Raw genomic sequence first — 22,458 nt, forward strand, 5'->3', positions numbered from 1 at the left:
GGCTCATCACCCTCCGCGGACGGCGGCACTGGCATACATTCGGGCGGTGACGCGGCGCACCGTTGAGTTCGGCTGCGCGGTCGTCGTCATCGGCCTGCTCGCCGGGGTCGCCGGAGCGGCGACGACGCTGCTGCTGCACGCGGTCGAGCATCTGACCTATCGCTACTCCTTCGGCACCTTGCTGACCGGGGTGGAGAACAGCGAACCCGTCCGTCGCGTGCTGGGTCCGATGGTCGGCGGCGCGTTGGCCGGATGTGGGTGGTGGCTTCTGCGGCGCCGCTGCGAGGTCCCGGCACTGTCGGCGACCATCGCCGAACACCGCCCGATCCCCCGGCTGGCGATGTCGATCGACGCCGGCCTTCAGGTGCTGCTGGTCGGGTCGGGGGCGTCCCTGGGCCGCGAGGGCGCCCCGCGGCAACTGGCCGCCGCGTGGGGTGATCTGGGCACCTCCCGGTGGGCGCTGACCGCCCGCGACCGCGAGATCCTGCTGGCGTGTGCCGCCGGCGCCGGCCTGGGTGCGGTGTACAGCGTGCCGCTGGGGGGTGCGGTGTTCGCTGCCCGCATCCTGCTGGGCTCCTGGCATCCGCGGGTGTGGGGCACCGCGCTGATCACGTCGAGCCTGGCGGTGGCGGTGGCCGCGCCCGTCACCCACCTCGAGCACGCCCTGGTGTGGCCCGAAGCCGAACTGTCCTACCTGTTCGGGTTCCTGGCGTTGGCGCTGGCGCCGCTGTCGGTCGTCGTGGGTCTGGCCTTCGATCGGATGTTGTCGGCCGCCAAACCCAGGGTGCTGCCGCAGTCGGCGACGTTGATCCCGGCCATCGCCGGGGCCGGGCTGCTGACCGGCATCTGCTCGATCTGGCTGCCGGAGCTGCCCGGCAACGGCCGCAGCATTCTCGAGGTCAGCACGAACAGCGGGCTGACGCTCGGCTCGGCCGCGGCCATCCTGCTGTTGAAACCGCTGCTGACCGCATGCTTCCTGCGAGCGGGGGCGGTGGGCGGGCTGCTCACGCCCGCCCTGGCGACGGGCGCGGCCGCAGGGTCACTGGTCGCGCTGGGCCTCAACCAGTGGGCCGGCACAGACCTGCACATGGCGGCGCTGTCACTGAGCTGCGCGGCGGGCGTGCTGGCGATCACCCAACGCTCGCCGCTGTTCGCGGCGCTGTTCGTCTGGGAACTCGCCCGTCCCCCGCTGTGGCTGCTGGCGGTGTTCGCCATCGCCGCCTACACGGCATACGGCATCGCGGAGCTGCGTCAGCGACGCCGGGCCGCCGGGGTCACTGGGGCAGCTTGACCCAGTTGCCGGCGTCGCCGACGATGCCGACCGGCACCGCGCCGGTGAGGCTGACGTTCTGCAGCCTCGGACCCGCCGCGACGATCGTGGTGTCCTGGATGATCGGCAACACCGTCCACATGTCCCACAGCCGCGGCTCGACCGCGTCGATCACGTCGCCGACGTCGGCGGTGCCGCGCAGCGCGGCGTCGATCTGCGGCTGGATGGTGCCGTCGCAGATGCCGCTGATGTTGCTCGGCGCCTGGACGAGCTCGTCGCTGTCGGGCTCCGACGTCGGCGGTGCAGTGGTGGTGGTTGCGGGCGACCGCGGCGCCGGTCGCGACGGGGACGGCTGGGCGGACGGCGATGGAGACGGCTGGGCGGGCGGCGATGGAGACGGCTGGGCGGGCGGCGATGGTGACGGCGTGCTCACCGGCTGCGCCGGGATCGGCGTCGCCTCCAACGCGGGGCAGCCGTAACGCGATGCCAGTGCGGTCGCCAGGTCGCCGCCGGCCTGGCGCCAGCCGACCACCGCGTCGACCCGGTTGTTGACAAGTGCGTCGCCGTAGAGCACCACCGGATCCAGGGCGGAGACCGAAGCCGCGATGCCGACGTTGCGCAGCTGGTCGGCGGCGGTGTTGGCGACGGCGATCGACGTCGGGTCGTTGTCGGAGACCCCGAGCACCAACGTGAGCGGCTCGCCGTCCTTGGCGAGGTGGCCCCGGTTGCTCTCGGGCAGGGTCGGGGTGGGCGGGGCCGGGCTGGTCGTCGAAACCGGATCGATCTGGTAGCCGGCCTCAGCGAGCAGCGTCATCGCCGCCTCCCGCGTCATCGCCGGTGGTGCCGTGGGAACATACCCGGGGTCCGACGGCGAGCGGACCTGAGCCTGCGCCAGCGTGACCGAGTTGTCGTCGCCGGCACCGACCGCGGCCAGCAGGTCGACGTCGAGCAGGCCGAGAACGGCCCGGCGGACTCGGGCGTCCTCGAGATCGGGATCCTGCGCACGCAACGTGAGCTGCAGAACGCGCGGGGTGACGATCCGTGCAGTCCGCACATCGGGGATCGCCGACAGCTGGGCGAAAGCCACTGCGCCGCCGTGCACCTGGGCGACCTGGGTGTCGCCATTGCGGATCGAATCGGCCAGGGCGGCGGGCGCCCCGCCGCGACGGAACAGGATCAGGTCGGGTGCGGCGGGCTGTCCCCAGTAGCGGTCGTTGCGGGCCAGCAGGATCTCGTCGCGTTGCGGATCGATGGTGTCCACCCGGAACTGGCCCCCGGTGACCGGCATCGCCTGGGTCAGTCCGGACGCGAAACCGCCAGGCACGTCCTTGACGATGTGGGCGGGCAGGATGTTGTTGAACAACTCCCGCCACGCCGGGTAGGGCTGCGAGAACGTCACCACCGCGGTCTTGCCGCCGTCCAGCGACTGCACGCCGGTGATCAGGTCGTAGCCGGCCGGGTCCACGGTCCCGGGCTGACCGACCATCTGGCGCCACAGGTACCAGAAGTCGTCCGCCCCGATCGGAGCGTTGTCGGTCCACTGCGCTTCGGGACGGATCCAGTAGGTCACCGTGAACGGATCTTCACTGGTGACCTCCGCCGACTCCAGCAGCGAGGTGTCCAGTTCCCAGCGCGAGCCGGTCGGCGTGCGGGCGTCCGGGATCGGCCGGAACGAACTCGGCAGGACCAGCGAACTGATCGCCGCGTTCACCGGGGATTGGTCGGACAGCAGGTGCGGGTTGAACCCGGGCCCGATCGAATCGATCGCCATGATGATCTGCGTCGCCTTCATCGGCGGCGGCGGCGTCACCTCGGTGGTGTCGGTGCTCTGCGGCGCCGGTGGCGGGCTGACCGTACAACCGGTGACCAGGGCCAGCGTCATCAGCAGTGCGCCGGCCAGTGCCGACCAACGGACGGCGCTGACGCGTCGTGGAGTCGTCGGCACGTCCTACAGCGTATCCATCCGTCAGTTGCGCGCTTTGGCGCGTGAACGGGCCCGCCCCCGGGTGGTCGCGTCGAGTTCGGCTTTGCGCACTCGGACGATCTCGGGCGTCACCTCGACGCATTCGTCCTCGGCGCAGAACTCCATCGCCTGCTCGAGGCCCAGCTCGAGGGGCCGGGCCAGCGTCTCCATCACGTCGGCGGTGGAGGACCGCATGTTGGTGAGCTTCTTCTCGCGGGTGACGTTGACGTCGAGATCCTCGGCCCGCGGGTTGATCCCGACGACCTGGCCCTCGTAGGTGTCGTCGCCGGGTTCGACGAAGAACTGGCCACGGTCGGACAGCTGGATCATCGCGAACGGCGTCACCGAACCGGACCGGTCGGAGACCAGGGAGCCGGTGTGGCGGGCCCGGATCTCCCCGGCCCACGGCCGGTAGCCATCGAAGACCGCGTTGGCGATGCCTGTGCCGCGGGTCAGTGTCAGGAAGTCGGTCCGGAACCCGATCAGTCCGCGGCTGGGCACGATGAAGTCCATCCGCACCCATCCGGCGGCGTGGTTGGTCATCTCTTCCATCCGGCCCTTGCGGGCGGCCATCAGCTGGGTGATGGCGCCGACGAACTCCTCGGGGCAGTCGATGGTCATGGCCTCGAACGGCTCATGCAGCTTGCCGTCGATGGTCCTGGTGACCACCTGCGGCTTGCCCACGGTGAGTTCGAAGCCCTCGCGGCGCATCTGCTCGACGAGCACGGCCAAGGCCAGCTCGCCGCGGCCCTGCACCTCCCAGGCGTCCGGACGGCCGATGTCGACGACCTTGATCGACACGTTGCCGACCAGTTCCTGATCGAGGCGGCTCTTGACCATCCGGGCGGTGAGCTTGTGCCCGGAGACCTTCCCGGCGAGCGGCGAGGTGTTGGTGCCGATGGTCACCGAGATCGCCGGTTCGTCGACGGTGATGCGGGGCAGCGCGTGCGCATGGTCGACGTCGGCGAGGGTATCGCCGATCATGATCTCGGGCATCCCGGCCACTGCGACGATGTCGCCTGCGACGGCCTCGGCGGTGCTGGTCCGTTCCACGCCCTCGGTCGCCAGCAACTCGGTGATCTTGGCGTTCGTGATGACCGGGTGACCATCCACCTCGCGCATCCACGCCACCTGCTGGCCCTTGCGGATCCGGCCCTTGTAGATGCGGATCAGCGCGAGCCTGCCGAGGAACGCCGAGGCGTCGAGGTTGGTCACCAGCGCCTGCAGTGGGGCCTCCGGGTCACCCTGCGGCGGCGGGATGTGCTCGAGCAGCACGTCGAAGAGCGGGTCGAGGTTCTCACCGTCGGGGTTCTCGCCGTTGGCGGGTTCGGTGGTGCTGGCGATGCCGGCCCGCCCCGACGCGTACAGCGTGGGCAGCCCGAGCGCCTCCTCGGCGGCCTTCTGGGCCTCCTCGTCGAGGTCGGAGGCGACGTCGAGCAACAGGTCGTGACTGTCGGAGACCACCTCGGCGATCCGGGCATCCGGCCGGTCGGTCTTGTTGACCACCAGGATCACCGGCAGGTGTGCGGACAGGGCCTTGCGCAGCACGAACCGGGTCTGGGGCAGCGGCCCCTCCGACGCGTCGACCAGCAGCAGCACACCGTCGACCATCGACAGGCCGCGCTCCACCTCGCCGCCGAAGTCCGCGTGCCCCGGGGTGTCGATGACGTTGATCACCGTCATCCCGCCGTCGGGGTGGTGCCGGTGGACGGCGGTGTTCTTCGCCAGGATGGTGATGCCCTTTTCCTTCTCCAGGTCACCGGAGTCCATCAGACGTTCGATGGCGTCGTCGCCGCGGTGACTCAACGCTCCCGATTGGCGCAGCATCGCGTCGACCAGGGTTGTCTTGCCGTGGTCGACGTGGGCCACAATGGCGACGTTGCGGAAATCGGGGCGTGCATTCACGTCCGTGATTGTCGCAGTGCAGCGCACTGATCACGAAAACGAGAGAGACAGCTCACTTGAAGCCCGGCCGGCTCGGCGATCTGAAACCCAAGAAGAAGTGTTGCCGCAGCAAGCCGCGCTGCAAGCGCTGCCCGGTGGTCGTGCAGAAAGTACACAAGGCCGAACTCAACGGAATTCGCGGCAAGGAGCTGGCAAAGGTCTTCAAACGGGCACGCCGATCCTGAGCCGCACCTGAGGCGCAAATCGCACGTTGGAGCGGCGCCGTCGTTTGCGGGAAGGTAGGGTCTGATCCGCGCCGACGCGGCCCTCGACACCGAAACCGCCCAGATACGTAACTGACGATGACGACGATGACGACAACGACGACCACGAGGAGGCGGTAATCGTGCCGACCCCACCCGAGCAGAAGAGCGCGGACGGCAGGCGGCAGAATCCCCTGACCAACGCCTGGCGGAGCCTGGAACCGGCGGTGTTCATCCCCTCTTCGCTCATCATTCTCGGGCTGATCGTCTTTGCGGTCGTGTATTCGTCGTCGGCCGAGGACGCCTTCACCAACCTCAACGGCTGGATCACCGACGGCGTCGGATGGTGGTACGTGCTGGTCACCACCGGCTTCGTGGCGTTCGCGATCTACTGCGGCGCCTCCCGGATCGGCACCATCCGACTCGGCGACGACGACGAGAAACCCGAGTTCAGCTTCATGGCGTGGCTGGCGATGCTCTTCAGCGCCGGGATGGGCATCGGCCTGGTGTTCTACAGCGTGGCCGAGCCGCTGACCCACTACGTGAGTCCGCCGGAGTCCCGCGGCATCGCCGGAGAGACCGACCCCGCGGCCAACCAGGCCATGTCGCTGACACTGTTCCACTGGGCGCTGCACCCGTGGGCGATCTACGTCGTCGTCGGTCTGGGTATGTCCTACATGACCTACCGCCGGGGTCGGCCGCTGTCGGTGCGCTGGTTGCTCGAGCCGCTTCTGGGACGGGAGCGCGTCGAGGGCCCGATCGGTCACGCGGTCGACATCACCGCTGTCGTCGGCACCCTGTTCGGCGTGGCGACCTCCCTCGGATTCGGGATCACCCAGATCGCGGCCGGACTGGAGTACCTGGGCTGGATCCAGATCAACAACTGGTGGACGGTCGGGATGATCGCTTTGATCACCCTGGTCGCGACGATCTCGGTGGTCACCGGTGTCAGCAGGGGCCTGAAATGGCTGTCGAACATCAACATGATGATGGCCGCCGCACTTGCGCTGTTCGTCATGCTGCTGGGCCCGACGCTGTTCCTGTTGCAGGCGTTCGTGCAGAACCTCGGCATCTACATCCAGTCGCTGCCGGAGCTGATGCTGCGTACGGCGCCCTTCTCCGACGGCGAGTGGCTCGGCGGCTGGACCATCTTCTACTGGGGCTGGTGGATCAGCTGGGCGCCGTTCGTCGGCATGTTCATCGCGCGCATCTCGCGGGGCCGCACCATCCGTGAGTTCGTCGGCGCGGTGTTGCTCGTCCCGAGCGTCATCGGCGCGCTGTGGTTCACCATCTTCGGCGATTCGGCGATCCTGCGGCAGCGGGAGAGCGGCGACATGCTGGTCGACGGCGCCGTGGACACCAACACCTCGCTGTTCCAGCTTCTCGGCACGCTGCCGATCGCGACGATCACCAGTGTGCTGGCGATCACGGTGATCGTGTTCTTCTTCGTCACCTCATCGGATTCGGGCTCGCTGGTCATCGACATCCTGTCCTCGGGCGGCGAGCTGGAGACCCCCAAGGTGTCCCGGGTGTACTGGGCGGTGATGGAGGGACTGGTCGCCGCGGTGCTGCTGCTGGTCGGCGGCGCCGGTTCCCTGACCGCGCTGCAGACTGCGTCGATCGCGACGGCGGTGCCGTTCTCGTTGGTGATGGTGGCGGCCTGTGTGTCGATGTTGCGGGCGTTCCGCTATGACCTGGCGACCACGCCGCAACTGTTGCGCATCTCGGTGCCCGAAGAGATGAGCACCTCGCGGCGCCACGATGTCTCGGCCACCTTGGCGGGGCTGGTCGAGGTCCGCTCAGTCCATCCCGATTCCTATGTGGTGCATCCGACGACCGGCGAGGTGACGTTCGAGGAGCCGGTGGATCCGTTGAATGGCGAGCACGTCGCCAGCAGCGAGGAAGCCGAACCCAAGGCGCCCTGACCGTTCCGAGTCACCGCAGCAGCGCCGCTAACTGCGGCAGCCACGCGGTGTCAGCGGGCACCCACGGCAGGTCGTCGAGTTCGTCGACGCGCACCCACCGCAGCGCGCGGTGTTCGTTGGGGTGCAGCTCACCGTCGATCCGGGTGACCAGGTAGGCGCGCAGCGTCGTCGTGCCGCTCAGCGCGACGTCCTCGCCGAGACGTGCGCCGACGGCCACCTCGATGCCCAGTTCCTCGCGTAGTTCGCGGATCAGCGCGACGGCGTCCGTCTCGCCGGGAGCGACCTTGCCGCCGGGCAGTTCCCACAGCCCGGCCAGTTCGGGAGGCCGGGCCCGCTGGGCGACGAGCAGGGCCGCGTCGTGGATCAACGCGCCGGCGACCACGATCAGGTGGGGCAACTGGTTTGACACTGTCTGGCTTGACCCCGTCCGGTTCGACACTGCCGCGAACGGTATACCTTCGGATACATGGCTGTGTTAACGGACGACCAAGTAGACGCCGCACTGCCCGATCTCGATGGCTGGGAGCGCGCCGACGGCGCCCTGCGCCGCTCGGTGAAGTTCGCCGCGTTCCTCGACGGCATCGACGCCGTGAAACGCGTCGGCGAGCACGCCGAGGCGCAGGATCACCATCCGGACATCGACATCCGTTGGCGGACAGTAACTTTCGCTTTGGTCACGCACTCCGAAGGCGGCATCACCGACAAGGACGTGGCGATGGCGGGAGAGATCAACCGGATCGTCGGGCAGTAGCGGCGATCCACGCCAGCGTCGCCAGCGTGGCGACGATGTAGATCAGGCCGGCCCACGCCAGGTACCAGGGCCGGGGGATCGTCCAGATGCTCGGTTGCGCGAAGCTCAGCAACCACGGCACCCCGACGGCTGTCAGGACGAGCCACCCCCAGCCGAGGATCCGTGCGCCCAGGCGCGCGCGCAGCGGGCCATGCAACAGCCAGATCATCAGCGGTATCAGCCACACCCAGTGGTGGGTCCACGAGATCGGCGACAGCAGCAACCCGAACAACTGGACGATCACGACGGCGGCGAGTCGGTCGTCGGCACCGCCGACCGCGCGCCACGCCAGCAGCGCCAGCACAGCGGTCACAGCGATGCCCGCCAGTACGACCGGGCCGTATCCGGCGTCATGCCCGAGGATCCGCGAGATCCCCCCGCGCCACGACTGGTTGAAGGACGTCCCAACAGGGCCGACCCGGCTCGCGTCGCCGAGCAGTTCGGTGAAGTAATAGCGCGCCTGGCCGCCGACCACCAGAGCCGACACGCCGACGGTCAGAAAGAACACCACCGCGGAGAACGCCGCCGCGGCCCAGCGCCGGGCGCCGACGAAGTACAACCCGGTCACCGCTGGGGTGAGTTTCACCCCGGCCGACAACCCCACAAGCGCACCGGAGAGCCACCACCTGGTGCTGAGCACGGCGCACAGGACGGCCAGCACCAGCAGAACGTTGACCTGGCCGTAGTCGAAGGTGCTGCGCAGCGGCTCGATCCAGATGCCCACCGCGGTCCAGGCCATCGCGACACGCCGACCGGCGCCCGGCGATTCCTCGCGGTTCGGAAGGAGTCGCTGGCTGACCCGGACGACGCCGTAGAGCGCCGCGACGATGCCGACCTGCCAGGCCAGCGCCACCACTCCGAACGGCAGTAGGTGCAGCGGGTAGAACAGCACGGCCGCGAACGGCGGATACGTGAACGGTAGTGGGAAGTCCGGGGTCTGGTCGGCGTACACGTAGTCGTACAGCGTGCCGGGGTCGTCCACAGCCGCTGCGCCACCGAGATAGACATGCAGGTCAACGAAGTTCGCGCCATTGGGCACCAAGTAGGTCCAGGCCAGTCGGGCACTGATGCTCACGATCAGCAGCACCGGCGCGGCAGCTGACAGCCCGGCCGCCAGGCGGGAGCCGGGCGGCGCGGAGGCGGAAGCGGTGGCGTCTATGCCGACCGACTCTATCGAGCGGTCACCATCGGCACTCGTTGCAGTAACGGTTGCATAAATGCCACACGTGTCACTTGAGTAACTCTAGTAACGGGCTAGCTTCGGGTTCAGGCGTGCCATCAAACCGATTGGGAGAACCATGCATCGCACCGGGAAATTGTTCGCAACCACGATGATCGCAGCGGCGGGAGCGGTCTCGGCTTCGCTGGCGCTCAGCACATCTGCGGCGGCGCAGCCAGCACCTGCCCCCGCACCGGGCCCGGCTCCCGAGGTGCCCGGCCTGCCGTTCCTGCAGCAGCTCGCGAACCCCGACGCGGCCAGCCAGCTCATGCAGACGGTCGCGACCGCGATCGGCAACGCCGCGCCGACCCCGCAGACCGGACCGGTCGCCCCGGCCACTGCACCGTCGGCCACCGTGCCGTCGGCCACCGCATCGGTGACCCTGCCCCAGCCCGCGGCCACACTGCCCGGCAACACCACCACGGTTCCCGGAGCGACGGTTCCCGGCGCCGCGGCCACCACCCCGGCGTCGACCACGACCCCGTCGCTGCTGCCGACCGGGCTGACCGATCAGCTGGGCGTCCCCGGCGGCCTCGCGTCGTTGCTGCCGAGCGGGATCCCGCTGGCCGGCCTGCTGCCCACCGGTGGCGCCGCGGCACCTGCGGTTCCGGTCGCACCCGCGGCGGCACCCCCGGCCGCACCGGTCGGACCGGTCTTCACACCGCTGTCTGCCCTGCCCTGACGCCCGGACCCGACACCCGCCACCTGACCCACCGAACGCATTGGGGAATCATGCCAACGACCAAGACGAGGCTCACCACCGCGATGGCGGTGGGTTCGTCGACCGCGCTGCTGATGGTCGGCATCACCGGGGTTGCGCACGCGCAGCCGGTGCCCGCTCCCGCACCGATCGACGGTCTGCAGGCTCCTGGTCTGCCGGCGGTGGAGAGCCTCGGGCCCGTCATCCAGCAGGCGGCGGCTGACCCGTCCAACGCCGCATCGATGCTGATGGCCGCCGCCGCGGTGTTCGCCGGAGACGCGGCGGCGCCGCCGTCCTCCCGCGACGTCGCGTCGGCGGTCAACCAGTTCGTCGCCGAACCGGTGGCGCACGTCCCGGCCACCGCGGCGGCCGGCCCGTCGGCGCATCTACCCGCGGGTGTCAACCCGGCGCACGCGGTCGGCCCGATGCCGGAGGCGCTGCCGCAGGCCGCACCGGAGGTCGCCCATGAGCCGGTGCCCGCTGCGGCGCCCGGCCCGGCCCCCGCGCCCGCGCCCGAGGCGGTTCCCGCTCCCGCTCCCGCTCCTGCACCTGGACCCGACGGCGCGGCGCCCGCCGGTACACCCGCTTTCGGCCCGGATGCGCCCGTCACCCAGGACTTCCTGTATCCGTCCATCAGCAACGGCTGCCTGGCCGACGGCGGAAACGTCCTGGCCACCGCGATCTCGGTGGCCGGACCCGCGAAGATCCCCGCCCCCGGTCCCCAACCCGGCCAGACCGCCTACGTGTTCACCGCGATCGGCACCCCCGGCCCGGCCGCCGAGCAGAAGTTGCCCCTCAACGTCACCTGGGTGAACCTGAGCACCGGCAAGTCCGGCAGCGCCACGCTCACCCCGAGGGCGGACATCAATCCGGAGGGGCCCACCACGCTCACCGCCATCGCCGACACCGGATCGGGCAGCATCATGTCGACGATCTTCGGCCAGGTGACCACCACCGAGAAGCAGTGTCAGTTCATGCCGACGATCGGTTCGACCGTCGTCCCCTGACCTGCCGCACCCCGCCGCGGTGATCAGTAGGCCATGAAGAGGATGGCGTCGCGGTCGTAGTCGCGGCCGGGATGCACCTCGGACAGGTGGGTTTGGGCCTTCTCCACCAGCTCGTCCTCGTCCTTGCCGGTGATCGCTTCGCCGCACGGGCAGTTCAGGTGAGTCTTCATACGTTCACAATGACACAGCAGTGACGTCCGTATGGGCCGGGATCGGTTCCTCCGGCCGGCGCGACGGCGTGCCTGTGACACCCGGGCCGCAGCTCGTGAGACCTTGGAACGGTGACGGTGACGTTGGGTTACGCAACGGCCGCAGGGACCGACCGGGACCTCGAGGATCAGGTCGCCGAGCTCACGGCCGCGGGCGTGGATCCGCGCCGGATCTTCACCGACAGGGCATCAGGAGCCGCCGACAAGATGCGCCCGGGACTGCTGGCCCTACGCAGCTACGCCCGCCCGGGTGACTCCGTGGTCGTCGTCGCGCTCACCAGGCTGGGCCGCTCCGCCGCGGAGGTCACCCAGACGGTCGCTGACCTCGCCACCCGCGGAATCACGCTGCGCTGTTTACAGAACGGTCTCGACACGGCCACCGCCACCGGACGGGTGGTGGCCGAGGTGCTCAGCGACCTGGCTGCACTCGACGCGGTCCATCACGGCGAGACTGCGCACGGAGCGTGACCGCGGACGCTCAGGCCTTGGCCTCTTTGGTCTTGGCCTTGGCTTCCTTCTTGTAGCTGCGCACCTTCTGTAGCGAGCCCGCGTCCAACACGTCGGCCACCGACATGTGGGTGCCCGCCTTGCCGTAGTCACCGGCAGCGGCCCGCCAGCCTTTCGGCGTCACCCCGTACTGCTTGCCCAGCAGCGCGAGGAAGATCTTCGCCTTCTGCTCACCGAATCCCGGCAGCGCCTTGAGCCGGCGCAGCACTTCCTTTCCGTCGGCACCGTCGGACCAGACGGCAGCGGCGTCGCCGTCGTACTCGTCGACGATCACCTGGGCCAGCGCCTGCACCCGCTTGGCCATCGAGCCCGGAAACCGGTGTATCGCAGGCGTTTGCGAGCACAACGCGGCGAACTCCTCGGCGTCGTGGTCCGCGATCACCCGGGCGTCGAAGCCACCGATCCGATCTGCGATCTTCTTCGGCCCACCGAACGCCACCTCCATCGGAATCTGCTGGTCGAGCAGCATTCCGACCAGCAGGGCGAATGGGTTCGCTTCCAGCAGTGCGTCGGCTTCCGGATCCTGGACCAGCTGCAACGTGGGCACCCCGCCAGTCTAGGACGACCCGGGGCGGAGTGATCGGGTCGGTTCAGTTCGCAGGTCTGTGTCGCTGCGGTGTGCAATCGTGAAGACGACAACCGGTGGATACACCCCTGAGGAGACGGACATGAGACGGGTGATCGCACCCCTCGCCGCGGCGCTCGCTACCGCAATGGTGTTGGCCGGCACCGCCGGCGCGGTGCCGGACCAGGGCACACTGGCGTTCGACGAATACCTGCAAGGCCTGCAACGCAACGGCTACAACCTGAACCCGGACACCGCGTGGCGGGTTGCCCACCAGGCGTGCATCGGCGGCATCCCGGGATACATCGGTCTGGAACTGGCCGCTCAAGGGGTCATCGGCCCCGGAGCGCAGCAGCGGGTGATGGAAGTGGCCACGAAATACGCGTGTCCCGTTCAGTAGTGACGGGCGAACCGGCCACGGGGTGCTGAACTACCGCAGTTTCGCCACACCACCGGTTTAAGGTGGCCACAACTGCACAGAAGGTGACATGTCGGGCGAGCTCGCGATAGCACTGACGGCCGCGCTGATCCTGGCAGCGGTGGCCGCGGTGGTGCTCGCCGTGCGCACCAGACGGGTCGTGGCCACCCCCACCGAACGCGCCGTCCACGCCGCGCTGCACACCGCGTCACTGGCCGCTCGTGCGTTGCGTCAGGGCCTCGACACCGACTCCGCGGAGACGGCCGCGCCGTTCCTCCGGGGGCTCACCGGTACCAGCGGGTTGGCCCTGTTCAGCAGCGACGGCCAGCTCCTCGCCCGCGACCCCGCCGATGACGTGATCTGGGACGACGTCATCGTCGAGGCCTGCGACGGCGCCGCGGAACAGTCGATCTCCGGAGAACGCCGGGTGCTGGCGCACGCCAACGCCGCCACCGTCGTCGCGCAGCCGATGCTGGCCGAGATCGGTGACATGCTCGGCGTACTCGTCGTGGTGACGACACGCTCCCCCGCACCCGGGATGCTGGGCGCCTTCGGCGAGGTGGCCCGCTACGCGGCCAGCCAGATCGAACTCGCGGAACTCGATGCCTCCCGCGCCCGACTCGACCGTGCCGAGGTGCTGGCCCTGCGCGCGCAGATCAGTCCACATTTCATCTACAACGCGCTCAACACGATCGCCTCGTTCGTCCGCACCGATCCCGACCGTGCCCGGGAGCTCATCCTCGAGTTCGCCGACTTCACCCGCTACTCGTTCCGCGCCGCCGGGCAGTACACCACGCTGGCCGACGAGCTTCGCAACATCGACCGCTACCTCAATCTGGAACGGGCCCGATTCGGCACGGCTCTGAAGGTCACGCTGCAGGTGGCGCCGGAGGTCCTCAACGTCGTGGTCCCATTCCTGGCGCTACAACCGTTGGTGGAGAACGCCGTTCGGCATGGGTTTGCCGGACGCGGCGGTGGATCCATCGAACTCATCGCCCGCGACGAGGGCTCCGACTGCGTCATCACCGTCGAGGACGACGGGGTCGGAATCGACCCCGACGCGCTGCGGACCGGTCCCGGCGACCCCCTCTCCGACGGCGTGCCGATCGCCGAAGGGAACTCCGCGCACGTCGGCCTGACCAATGTGGACCATCGGCTGCGGGCGGCCTTCGGCAACGATTACGGTCTGGTGGTCGAAACCGCGATCGGTGCAGGCACCAAGGTCCTGATGAGGGTGCCGAAGTTCCGGTCGGGTGTCCGGGCCAGTGGAGCCGCATTCGGGGCGGGAGGGTGATGGTGAAACCACTCACCGTTCTCGCCGTCGACGACGAGGCCCCGGCCCTGGACGAACTGGCCTACCTGCTCGGCAGGCACCCCGACATCGCCGAGGTCCTCCGCGCCGGTGATGCCACGTCGGCGCTGCGGGAACTCAACGCACGCAACATCGACGCCGTGTTCCTGGACATCAACATGCCCGGCCTCTCCGGTATCGAACTGGCCGGGGTGCTGACGAACTTCTCCCAACCGCCCGCGATCGTGTTCGTCACCGCCCACGACGACAAGGCCGTGGCGGCCTTCGACGTGGGCGCCGTCGACTACCTGCTCAAACCGATCCGCGACGACCGCCTCGACGAAGCGGTCCGTCGGGTCATGTCAGCGCAGACCACCTCGCCCAGCGATGCACAGCCTGCCGAGAGCAACGACGTGCGGGAATCCGAGTCCGACGTGATTCCCGCGGAACTGGGCGGCGTGACGCATCTGGTGCCACGCGACAGCATCGGCTGGGTGGAAGCCGAGGGCGACTACGCCCGACTGCACTCGACGTCGGGCTCACATCTGGTGCGCATCCCGCTCGGCACGCTCGAAACCCGTTGGCGCGATCACGGTTTCCAGCGTGTGCATCGCTCGTACCTGGTCGCGCTGCGGCTGGTGACGGGGTTGCGGTCCACCGACGGCGCCGTTCTGGTGCGGTTGCGCGCCAACGGCGCGTCACCAGCTGTCGAGCTTCCCGTCAGCCGCCGTCAGGCCCGCGAACTGCGCGACCGGGTGGTGCGGAACCCGATGCGCAATCTCAGACCCACCGGGAGCAACGATGACTAGCGCCGGCGGTCCACAGCGCCAGCGTGTGGTGCTCGCCCACCGTCGCGGCGCGCGAATGGTCCGCACCCGGGTGGAGGTCCAGGAGCAGACACAGGTCGGCGACGCACTGGTACGCGGGCTGGTGCGGGCCCAGCTGGGCCTGGCTCTGCGATTGGCCGGGGTTGTGGTGCTGCTCATCGGGTCCATCCCGTTGTTCAACGCGGCCTTCCCGGATCTGGCTGCCGTCACGGTGTTCGGTATCCGGCTGAACTGGCTGATTCTCGCCGGTCTGGCCTATCCGCTGGTGTACGGCATCGGCTGGTTCTACGTCCGGCTGGCCGAGCAGGCGGAACGCGACTTCGTCGGCGTCGTCGACGCGGAGCCATGACCGGCGAGCCGCTGACGGCCTTCGCGCTGCTCGCCGCGGCAGTGGCCACCGTGGCGATCGGCGTCTACGGTGTGCGATTCTCGCGCACCACCTCCGACTTCCTCGTCGCGTCACGCACGGTGGGCCCGCGGTGGAATGCCGCCGCGATCTCGGGTGAATATCTCTCGGCCGCATCGTTTCTCGGTGTCGCCGGGCTCATCGCCAAATACGGTGCCGACGCCCTGTGGTATCCGGTGGGCTTCACCGCGGGCTATCTCGGGCTGTTGCTGTTCGTCGCGGCACCGCTGCGACGGTCGGGCGCCTACACGGTGCCCGACTTCGCGGAGTTCCGGCTCGGGTCGGCACGGCTGCGCAGGGTCGCGATGGTCGTCGTCGTTGTCATCTGCATCTTCTATCTGGTACCGCAGTACCAGGGCGCCGGCCTGACGCTGAAAACGCTTCTGGGCCTGCCGGTGTGGGTGGGTCCGCTGGCAGTCGGCGCCATCGTGATCACCAACGTGGTTGCCGGCGGCATGCGTTCGATCACGTTCGTGCAGGCATTCCAGTACTGGCTCAAGCTGACCGCGGTCGCGATCCCGGCGCTGGCACTGACCGCGCTGTTCCTGACCGACCGGGGCGGCGAACTCGGCGGCCCGCTGCCGCCGACAGTGCAGCAGGCCACCACCGTGGCCGTCGAGACCGATGTGGTCGTTGGAGTCTCCGAGCCGGCCGGGATCACGGTGACGGGCACACTCGATGGTCGCCGCGTCGAGGGGGCGCCCGTCGGGTCCGCCGGCGAACACACCCTCGGCGCGGGCAGCACGCTGACGCTGGCGGCCGGTGCGGCGACACCGGTGCTGGCGGGCACCCCCGCCGCCGGCGCCGACTGGATCTCCTCCGGCGGCGGCCTCGGTGGCCCCCACCCGTTGTACCAAGTGCTGTCCACCATGGTGGCCACGTTCCTGGGAACCATGGGCCTGCCGCACGTGCTGGTGCGCTTCTACACCAACCCCGACGGCCGGGCCGCACGTCGCACCGCGCTGGCGGTGATCGCGCTGCTGTCACTGTTCTATCTGTTCCCGACGCTGTTGGGGATCTTCTCCCGGCTCTATGTTCCGCAGCTGTTGATCACCGGGACCGCGGACGCCGCAGTGCTGTTGGCGCCGTCCTCGGCGATCGCCGGGCCCGTCGGCCAAATGCTGGCCGCGCTGGTCGCCGCCGGCGCCATCGCCGCATTCCTGGCGACGTCGTCCGGGCTGCTGGTCAGCCTCGCGGGTGCACTGGCCACCGATGTGCTGCCCGGCCGGGTCCGCGATTTCCGGCTGGCTGCCCTGATCGGCGGGCTGATCCCGATTCCGTTGGCGCTGGCCGTCTCCGGCGGACTGGAGCTGTCCCGCAGTGTCGGCCTGGCGTTCGCCGTCGCGGCGTCGACACTGTGCCCGCTGCTGGTGCTGGGGATCTGGTGGCGTGGTCTGACTGCGATGGGTGCGACGTGCGGCCTGGTCGTGGGCGGGCTGCTGTCCGGCGGCGCGGTGACCGTCGCGGTGGCCGGCGGAATCGACGAAGACGCGATCGGCGGGTGGCCCGCCGTACTGATCGGGTACCCGGCGGCGATCAGCGTCCCGCTGGCTTTCGCGACGATGATCGTCGTCAGCCGCGCCACCCGCGCGACCGTGCCCCTCGACGTCGCGCAGACCTTCGCCCGGATGCACGTACCGGAGAATCTCGGCATGGGCATCGAGCGCATGCCCAGGGTGGGCTAGAGCCTCTCACCGTTCGTCGTCGGCGATCGACCGTTCACCGCAGCCACCCCCGGCCTCAGCGTGTGACCTGCATCAGGCCTGGGTATGTGACCCACATCTCAACTACGTTCACCGCAGTACCGGTTCACTCAGTCAGGAGCGTGAGATCAAGGTGTCCGAGACAGATTCTCCCATTCGCCCGGAAGCGATCAGCGGTGATCGCTATCTGGAAGTCCAGGCCAGTCCCGAGTTCCAGGAACTCCGAAGTAGGTTGCGCCGCTTCGTATTTCCCATGACAGCAATCTTCTTGATCTGGTACTCCCTGTACGTCGCCCTCGGCGCCTTCGCCAGCGACTTCATGGGTACGCGGGTGTGGGGGGACATCAACATCGGGCTGATCATCGGATTGGGCCAGTTCCTCTCGACCTTCGTGATCACCGGAATCTACGTGCGGTTCGCCAACCGCGAACTCGATCCGCGGTCAAGCAAGATCCGCGCCGAACTGGAGAGTGAGATCAAATGACCACGCTTCTGGCCCAATCCGAGACGGTCGGCAACCCGATCGCCAACATCGGCATCTTCAGCCTGTTCGTCATCGTCACGATGGCGGTGGTGATCCGGGCGAGCAAGCGCAACGCCACCGCCGCGGAGTTCTTCACCGGCGGACGCGGATTCTCGGGAACGCAGAACGGCATCGCGATCGCCGGTGACTACCTGTCGGCGGCCAGCTTCCTCGGCATCGCCGGGGCCATCGCGGTCTACGGCTACGACGGCTTCCTGTATTCGATCGGCTTCCTCGTCGCGTGGTTGGTCGCACTGCTCCTGGTGGCCGAATTGCTGCGTAACACCGGCAAGTTCACGATGGCCGATGTGTTGAGCTTCCGGCTCAAGGAGCGGCCGGTACGCCTGGCGGCGGCCACCAACACGTTGACGGTGTCGCTGTTCTACCTGCTGGCCCAGATGGCCGGCGCGGGCGGCCTGGTGGCACTGCTGCTCAACATCGAGAGCCGCTCGGGCCAGTCCGTGGTGATCGCCGTCGTCGGCATCTTGATGATCGTCTACGTCTTGGTCGGCGGCATGAAGGGCACCACCTGGGTGCAGATCATCAAGGCAGTCCTGCTGATCGCGGGTGCGGGCCTGATGACCATCATGGTGTTCGCCAAGTTCGGCCTGAACTTCTCCGAGATCCTCGGCGCCGCCCAGTCGGCGATCAGCGGCGCCACCACGGCAGGGGTTGCCGACCGCGACGTGCTGGCCCCCGGCGCACAGTACGGCGGTTCGCTGACCTCGCAGATCAACTTCATCTCCCTGGCCATCGCTCTGGTGCTCGGCACCGCGGGTCTGCCGCACGTGCTGATGCGCTTCTACACGGTGCCCACTGCCAAGGAAGCACGGCGCTCGGTGGTCTGGGCGATCGCTCTGATCGGTGCCTTCTACCTGTTCACGCTGGTGCTGGGCTACGGCGCGGCGGCGCTGGTCGGTCCGGACCGCATCCTCGGCGCGGCAGGCGGAGTCAACTCGGCGGCCCCGCTGCTGGCGTTCGAACTGGGCGGGGTCATCCTGCTTGGGGTCATCTCGGCGGTGGCGTTCGCCACCATTCTGGCGGTGGTGGCCGGCCTGACCATCACCGCGTCGGCCTCGTTCGCCCATGACATCTACGCCACGATCCGCAAGGGCCACAAGGTCACCGAGGCCGAACAGGTGCGGGTGTCCCGGATCACCGCGGTGGTGCTCGGCACGCTGTCCATCGGTCTGGGCATCCTGGCGAACGGGCAGAACGTCGCGTTCCTGGTGGCCCTGGCCTTCGCCGTCGCCGCGGCGGCGAACCTGCCGACGATCGTCTACTCGTTGTACTGGCGGCGGTTCAACACCCGCGGCGCGCTGTGGAGCATGTACGGCGGCCTGATCTCGACCATCGTGCTGATCGTGCTGTCACCGGCGGTGTCAGGCGGGCCGACGTCGATGATCCGCAGCGTCGACTTCTCCTTCTTCCCGCTGGCCAACCCGGGCATCGTGTCGATCCCGCTGGCCTTCATCCTGGGCATCGTCGGAACCCTGACGTCGCCGGACGACGAGGATCCGAAGGTCGCCGCGGAGATGGAGGTGCGGTCGCTGACCGGGATCGGTGCCGAAAAGGCGGTCGCCCACTAGGAGCGCCCTCCGCCGGAACGGTATTCCAGCAGGCCGCTACTCGCGAATCGCCTGCTGGAATACCGTTCCGGCACTGAGGGGTCAGCGGATCAGCGGGGTAGCGGATCAGCCGCTCTTGCGGCGGAATTCGCGACGGCTCTCCAGCGGCCCGTGCGCCCGGGGCTGCTTGGCGCCGATGTCGGTGTGCGCGGAGCCTGAGGCCGACTTGGACTTCTTGCGCTCCAGCGCCTCGCGGAACTTGCGCTTGGTGTCGTCCTCGGAAGACTCCTGAGACTCTGCCGACTCCGTGGATGCCATGACCGCAGCCTAGCGCCTCAACGCAGTCCCGGCGGCATGCCGTAGACGTGTGAGATGGGCAGAGTCATCAGCACCCGCCGATCATCGACCATGGCTCTGCGGAAGTCCTCCCAATCGGGGTGCTCGCCGGAGATCTCGCGGTACAGCGCGACCAACCCCTCGACGGTGTCGTCCCCCGGGTCGGCCGCCGGCGGCGTGAGCTCGGCGTCCCCTTCGGCCACCGCGTAGGACCACCCGTCATCGGAACTGACGTGCAGCGCCGCCCGTGGGTCGCGGCGCAGGTTGCGGGTTTTGGCCCTGGGCTCGGTGATCGACACCGAGAGGGTCAGCGCCCGCGCATCGAAGTGGTAGGAGACGTTGGACAGCTGCGCCCGCCCGTCCCGTTTGATGGTGGCCAGCACGCCCAGCGAGTTCCCGGCGATCACCGCCAGCAGCTTGTCGTCGAAGACATCGCGCGTCATGACACGAGCCTACGACGCACATCCGTCTGGGATGATCGAACAGATGGCCCGAAACCAGGTAATCGACGGTGACGTCCTCGACGGCGTGTCCGCCACGACGCTGTGGACGTTGCGCAACCGCGCCGTCGAGGCCAAGCGCTCCGACGGGCTGATTCGGGATCCGTGGGCGATCACACTCCTCGACGCCATCGCCTATGACTACGAGAAGTTCGGCCGGCCGGGTCAGGTGCACGCCTTGAGGGCCAAGGCGTTCGACGCCGCGGCACGCGAGTACCTGGGCACCCATCCGAACGCGTCGGTGGTGGCACTGGCCGAGGGATTGCAGACCAGTTACTGGCGGCTGGCCCGCGATCACCTCGGCGCCGACTCCATCTGGTACTCCATCGACCTCCCGCCGGTCATGGAGCTGCGTGCGCAGCTGCTGCCCGCCGAGGACCGCATCGTCGGGCTGGCGCAATCGGCCCTGGACCGTAGCTGGATGGATCGCGTGGACGCCACGAACGGGGTGTTCATCACCGCCGAGGGGTTGTTGATGTACCTGGAGCCTGATGAGGCGCTGGGGCTCATCGGCGACTGCGCACAGCGCTTTCCCGGTGGCGCCATGATGTTCGACTCCATTCCCCACTGGTTCAGCGGCCGAACCCTGCGGGGTCTCAAACTCTCCAGGCGCTACGCCGCACCGCCGATGCCGTTCGCGCTCAGCGCCGACGAAGGAGTCGCGCTGGCCGGCAGCGTCCCCGGGGTGCGCGCGGCACACGATGTCAGGCTTCCCACCGGCCGGGGCTGGTTCAAGATCGCTGCCCGGCCCAACCTCGACCGTGGACTCCTGCGCCGGATCCGGCCGAGCGTCACGCTGCTGGAGTTCGGCTGATGACGCGATATGCCGCGTTTCTCCGTGGGGTCAACGTGGGCGGCGTCAACCTCAAGATGGCCGCTGTCGCCGAGACCTTGCAGGACGCCGGGTTCACCGACGTCACGACGATCTTGGCGAGCGGCAACGTGCTGCTCGACAGCCGATCCGGGGTGGCCGCCGTCAGGCAGAAGGCCGAGCGGGCCCTGCGCGACGAATTCGGTTACGACGCCTGGGTGCTGTGCTACGACCTCGACACGATCGCAGAGATTTCGGCGGCGTACCCGTTCGAGCGCGAGGTCGAGGGCCATCACTCCTACGTCACCTTCGTCAGCGACGAGACCGTGCTGCGCGAACTCGCCGAGCTCGCCGACCGGGCCGGCCCTGGTGAGAAGATCGAAGTCGGGTCCGGGGTGCTGTACTGGCAGGTGCCCCGCGACGGCACCCTCGACAGCACCATCGGCAAGACGATGGGCAAGAAGCGCTACAAGTCGTCGACCACCACGCGCAACCTGCGCACCCTCGACAAAGTACTGCGCAGACAGCGCGGAGCGGAGATGGATCACCGATGACTGCAAAGCACACCGTCGACCTGACCGGGGTGCCGGAGACGGCGCTGATGACGCTGCTGGTCCGCGCGTCCGAGGCCAGGCGGCCCGACGGCATCCTCGACGACCCGATGGCAATCCACCTCGTCGACTCCATCCAGTACGACTTCGCCAAGTTCGGGTTCACCCGGCGCCAGGATATGGCGTTGCGCGCGTTGGCCTTCGACAAGCAGGCCCGCCGCTACCTGCTCGACCATCCCAGAGCCACCGTGGTCGCGCTCGCCGAAGGTCTGCAGACGAGCTTCTTCCGCCTGGACGCCGCCGGCGTCGGTCACGACTTCCGCTGGTTGACCGTCGACCTACCCCCGATGGTCGAATTGCGCCGCAAGCTGCTTCCTGCGTCCGACCGGGTGGAGATGTGTGGGCAATCGGCGCTGGACTTCAGCTGGATGGACAAGGTCGATACCGACGCCGGAGGCGTCAATCCGGCCACCGAACATGGTGTCTTCATCACCGCTGAGGGGCTGTTGATGTATCTGCAGCCCGAGCAGGCGATGGCGCTGATCACCGAGTGCGCGACACGGTTCCCGGGCGGCCGGATGATGTTCGACCTGCCGCCGTCGGCCTTCGCCGCGCTGGCGCGACGCGGCGTGCGGACGTCCCTGCGCTACCGGGTGCCGCCGATGCCGTTCACGCTGTCGGTGTCCGAGGCAGCGGACCTGGTCAACACGGTTCCCGGGGTACGCGCGGTGCACGACGTTCCCGCAGAGCGGGCCCGCGGAGCGGTGCTCAACGCAGTGCTCTGGACGGTGCAGCGCACACCGCTGCTCGACCCGATACGGCCGGTGACCACCCTGCTCGAGTTCGGCTGATCAGCCGAACGCCGTCTCCACGTAGCGCAGCGCTTCCACCTTGTCGACACCGAGCGCCCGCGCCGCGGAAACATAGGTGTTCGCTGCGGTGGCCATCGCGGCGTCGGCCGGGTCCGAACGCGCCACGAAAGTGCCGAAACGTCCCCTCGTTTCGAGAATGCCCGCTGCTTCCAACTCTCGGTACGCGCGCGCCACGGTGTTGACTGCCAGGTTGATCTGACCCGCCAGCTCGCGGACCGTCGGCAGCCGGGTGCCCGGAGTGAGCTCCCCGTCTCGGATACCGTCGATGATCTGCGATCTGAGCTGGTCGAACAGCGGCCTGGCAGCGTGCGGATCAACGCGTACCCAATCCCCCAACTCGGCCACGTGCC

General features: G+C 68.7%; 26 protein-coding genes. 17 read left to right on the top strand and 9 right to left on the bottom strand.

The features are described from left to right. Positions 1 to 46: 46 nt before the first annotated feature. Entirely contained in the window at positions 47 to 1,291 is a 1,245-nt protein-coding gene (locus G6N53_RS25525) for a chloride channel protein (RefSeq protein WP_163893799.1), read from the top strand. On the opposite strand, the gene G6N53_RS25530 is transcribed toward G6N53_RS25525, so the two are convergent. Beyond that, positions 1,275 to 3,152: an ABC transporter family substrate-binding protein gene (locus G6N53_RS25530; RefSeq protein ID WP_163896369.1), complete on the bottom strand. Its 1,878-nt coding sequence runs from the start codon at positions 3,150 to 3,152 to the stop codon at positions 1,275 to 1,277. The genes G6N53_RS25525 and G6N53_RS25530 overlap by 17 nt on opposite strands. Before the next feature lie 84 nt (positions 3,153 to 3,236). Next, positions 3,237 to 5,138 (bottom strand): translational GTPase TypA, encoded by a 1,902-nt coding sequence (gene typA / locus G6N53_RS25535; RefSeq protein WP_163893801.1) that lies wholly within the window; start codon positions 5,136 to 5,138, stop codon positions 3,237 to 3,239. A 56-nt stretch (positions 5,139 to 5,194) separates the two neighbouring features. Between typA and G6N53_RS29940 the strand changes: the two genes are divergently transcribed. Together G6N53_RS29940 and G6N53_RS25540 are read left to right on the top strand one after the other, a co-directional pair. Continuing rightward, positions 5,195 to 5,362, top strand: coding sequence for a hypothetical protein (locus G6N53_RS29940; protein ID WP_205390462.1), 168 nt, complete (start codon positions 5,195 to 5,197; stop codon positions 5,360 to 5,362). A 212-nt stretch (positions 5,363 to 5,574) separates the two neighbouring features. Beyond that, a complete protein-coding gene (locus G6N53_RS25540; protein WP_276000529.1) occupies positions 5,575 to 7,305 on the top strand; it encodes a BCCT family transporter in 1,731 nt (576 codons plus the stop codon). 10 nt (positions 7,306 to 7,315) lie between these two features. Here the strand turns inward: G6N53_RS25540 and G6N53_RS25545 are convergent, their stop codons facing one another. Then, a complete protein-coding gene (locus tag G6N53_RS25545; protein ID WP_163896370.1) occupies positions 7,316 to 7,702 on the bottom strand; it encodes a (deoxy)nucleoside triphosphate pyrophosphohydrolase in 387 nt (128 codons plus the stop codon). Between the two features lie 69 nt (positions 7,703 to 7,771). On the opposite strand from G6N53_RS25545, the gene G6N53_RS25550 reads away from it, so the two are divergent. Beyond that, positions 7,772 to 8,056 carry a 4a-hydroxytetrahydrobiopterin dehydratase gene (locus tag G6N53_RS25550; RefSeq protein WP_163893806.1) on the top strand — a complete coding sequence of 95 codons (285 nt, stop codon included), beginning with the start codon at positions 7,772 to 7,774 and terminating at the stop codon, positions 8,054 to 8,056. Here G6N53_RS25550 and G6N53_RS25555 read toward each other — a convergent pair. Further along, complete coding sequence (locus tag G6N53_RS25555; protein WP_371870898.1) at positions 8,034 to 9,269, bottom strand: mannosyltransferase; 1,236 nt, start codon at positions 9,267 to 9,269, stop codon at positions 8,034 to 8,036. The genes G6N53_RS25550 and G6N53_RS25555 overlap by 23 nt on opposite strands. A gap of 124 nt (positions 9,270 to 9,393) precedes the next feature. Here G6N53_RS25555 and G6N53_RS25560 point away from each other — a divergent pair, with 124 nt between their 5' ends. Both G6N53_RS25560 and G6N53_RS25565 read left to right on the top strand, forming a co-directional pair. After that, complete coding sequence (locus tag G6N53_RS25560) at positions 9,394 to 9,996, top strand: hypothetical protein (protein ID WP_163893809.1); 603 nt, start codon at positions 9,394 to 9,396, stop codon at positions 9,994 to 9,996. A 50-nt stretch (positions 9,997 to 10,046) separates the two neighbouring features. After that, positions 10,047 to 11,021, top strand: coding sequence for an Rv1157c family protein (locus G6N53_RS25565; RefSeq protein ID WP_163893811.1), 975 nt, complete (start codon positions 10,047 to 10,049; stop codon positions 11,019 to 11,021). 23 nt (positions 11,022 to 11,044) lie between these two features. Here G6N53_RS25565 and G6N53_RS25570 read toward each other — a convergent pair whose 3' ends face one another. Further along, positions 11,045 to 11,191 (bottom strand): DUF1059 domain-containing protein, encoded by a 147-nt coding sequence (locus G6N53_RS25570; protein WP_163893813.1) that lies wholly within the window; start codon positions 11,189 to 11,191, stop codon positions 11,045 to 11,047. A gap of 111 nt (positions 11,192 to 11,302) precedes the next feature. On the opposite strand from G6N53_RS25570, the gene G6N53_RS25575 reads away from it, so the two are divergent. Further along, on the top strand, positions 11,303 to 11,698 hold the full coding sequence (locus G6N53_RS25575) for a recombinase family protein (RefSeq protein ID WP_163893815.1): 396 nt from the start codon (positions 11,303 to 11,305) through the stop codon (positions 11,696 to 11,698). Positions 11,699 to 11,708: 10 nt separating this feature from the next. On the opposite strand, the gene G6N53_RS25580 is transcribed toward G6N53_RS25575, so the two are convergent. Further along, positions 11,709 to 12,284 carry an HhH-GPD-type base excision DNA repair protein gene (locus G6N53_RS25580; protein ID WP_163893817.1) on the bottom strand — a complete coding sequence of 192 codons (576 nt, stop codon included), beginning with the start codon at positions 12,282 to 12,284 and terminating at the stop codon, positions 11,709 to 11,711. Between the two features lie 121 nt (positions 12,285 to 12,405). Here G6N53_RS25580 and G6N53_RS25585 point away from each other — a divergent pair, with 121 nt between their 5' ends. The 7 genes from G6N53_RS25585 to G6N53_RS25615 all read left to right on the top strand — a co-directional run bounded on the left by G6N53_RS25585 (position 12,406) and on the right by G6N53_RS25615 (position 19,059). Next, positions 12,406 to 12,702, top strand: a complete 297-nt coding sequence (locus tag G6N53_RS25585; RefSeq protein WP_163896372.1) for a DUF732 domain-containing protein — start codon at positions 12,406 to 12,408, stop codon at positions 12,700 to 12,702. An 88-nt stretch (positions 12,703 to 12,790) separates the two neighbouring features. Further along, a complete protein-coding gene (locus G6N53_RS25590; RefSeq protein ID WP_163893819.1) occupies positions 12,791 to 14,014 on the top strand; it encodes a sensor histidine kinase in 1,224 nt (407 codons plus the stop codon). Then, positions 14,014 to 14,820: a LytR/AlgR family response regulator transcription factor gene (locus tag G6N53_RS25595; RefSeq protein WP_163893822.1), complete on the top strand. Its 807-nt coding sequence runs from the start codon at positions 14,014 to 14,016 to the stop codon at positions 14,818 to 14,820. The genes G6N53_RS25590 and G6N53_RS25595 overlap by 1 nt, the downstream gene beginning before the upstream one ends. Next, positions 14,813 to 15,187: a DUF485 domain-containing protein gene (locus G6N53_RS25600; protein ID WP_163893824.1), complete on the top strand. Its 375-nt coding sequence runs from the start codon at positions 14,813 to 14,815 to the stop codon at positions 15,185 to 15,187. The genes G6N53_RS25595 and G6N53_RS25600 overlap by 8 nt, the downstream gene beginning before the upstream one ends. Further along, positions 15,184 to 16,929 carry a sodium/solute symporter gene (locus G6N53_RS25605; RefSeq protein WP_163893827.1) on the top strand — a complete coding sequence of 582 codons (1,746 nt, stop codon included), beginning with the start codon at positions 15,184 to 15,186 and terminating at the stop codon, positions 16,927 to 16,929. Before G6N53_RS25600 ends, G6N53_RS25605 begins: the two co-directional genes overlap by 4 nt. 151 nt (positions 16,930 to 17,080) lie before the next feature. Next, positions 17,081 to 17,431 carry a DUF485 domain-containing protein gene (locus tag G6N53_RS25610; protein WP_163893829.1) on the top strand — a complete coding sequence of 117 codons (351 nt, stop codon included), beginning with the start codon at positions 17,081 to 17,083 and terminating at the stop codon, positions 17,429 to 17,431. Beyond that, on the top strand, positions 17,428 to 19,059 hold the full coding sequence (locus G6N53_RS25615) for a monocarboxylic acid transporter (protein WP_163893831.1): 1,632 nt from the start codon (positions 17,428 to 17,430) through the stop codon (positions 19,057 to 19,059). Before G6N53_RS25610 ends, G6N53_RS25615 begins: the two co-directional genes overlap by 4 nt. 105 nt (positions 19,060 to 19,164) lie before the next feature. On the opposite strand, the gene G6N53_RS25620 is transcribed toward G6N53_RS25615, so the two are convergent. Together G6N53_RS25620 and G6N53_RS25625 are read right to left on the bottom strand one after the other, a co-directional pair. Further along, positions 19,165 to 19,356 (bottom strand): DUF5302 domain-containing protein, encoded by a 192-nt coding sequence (locus G6N53_RS25620; RefSeq protein WP_163893833.1) that lies wholly within the window; start codon positions 19,354 to 19,356, stop codon positions 19,165 to 19,167. 17 nt (positions 19,357 to 19,373) lie between these two features. Next, positions 19,374 to 19,817, bottom strand: a complete 444-nt coding sequence (locus G6N53_RS25625; protein ID WP_163893835.1) for a PPOX class F420-dependent oxidoreductase — start codon at positions 19,815 to 19,817, stop codon at positions 19,374 to 19,376. Here G6N53_RS25625 and G6N53_RS25630 point away from each other — a divergent pair. The 3 genes from G6N53_RS25630 to G6N53_RS25640 are packed head-to-tail and all read left to right on the top strand — an operon-like array spanning position 19,816 to position 22,087. Beyond that, positions 19,816 to 20,688: a class I SAM-dependent methyltransferase gene (locus G6N53_RS25630; protein WP_371870863.1), complete on the top strand. Its 873-nt coding sequence runs from the start codon at positions 19,816 to 19,818 to the stop codon at positions 20,686 to 20,688. The genes G6N53_RS25625 and G6N53_RS25630 overlap by 2 nt on opposite strands. Beyond that, positions 20,688 to 21,239 (top strand): DUF1697 domain-containing protein, encoded by a 552-nt coding sequence (locus G6N53_RS25635; RefSeq protein WP_163893841.1) that lies wholly within the window; start codon positions 20,688 to 20,690, stop codon positions 21,237 to 21,239. Before G6N53_RS25630 ends, G6N53_RS25635 begins: the two co-directional genes overlap by 1 nt. Further along, the gene (locus G6N53_RS25640; RefSeq protein WP_163893843.1) at positions 21,236 to 22,087 is read left to right on the top strand and encodes a class I SAM-dependent methyltransferase; all 852 of its coding nucleotides are present in this window, start codon (positions 21,236 to 21,238) and stop codon (positions 22,085 to 22,087) included. Before G6N53_RS25635 ends, G6N53_RS25640 begins: the two co-directional genes overlap by 4 nt. On the opposite strand, the gene G6N53_RS25645 is transcribed toward G6N53_RS25640, so the two are convergent. Continuing rightward, a complete protein-coding gene (locus G6N53_RS25645; RefSeq protein WP_163893845.1) occupies positions 22,088 to 22,453 on the bottom strand; it encodes an Rv1152 family transcriptional regulator in 366 nt (121 codons plus the stop codon). It lies immediately after the preceding gene. Positions 22,454 to 22,458: the final 5 nt, after the last annotated feature.

The organism is Mycolicibacterium hippocampi (assembly GCF_010723735.1).
GTDB lineage: Bacteria > Actinomycetota > Actinomycetes > Mycobacteriales > Mycobacteriaceae > Mycobacterium > Mycobacterium hippocampi.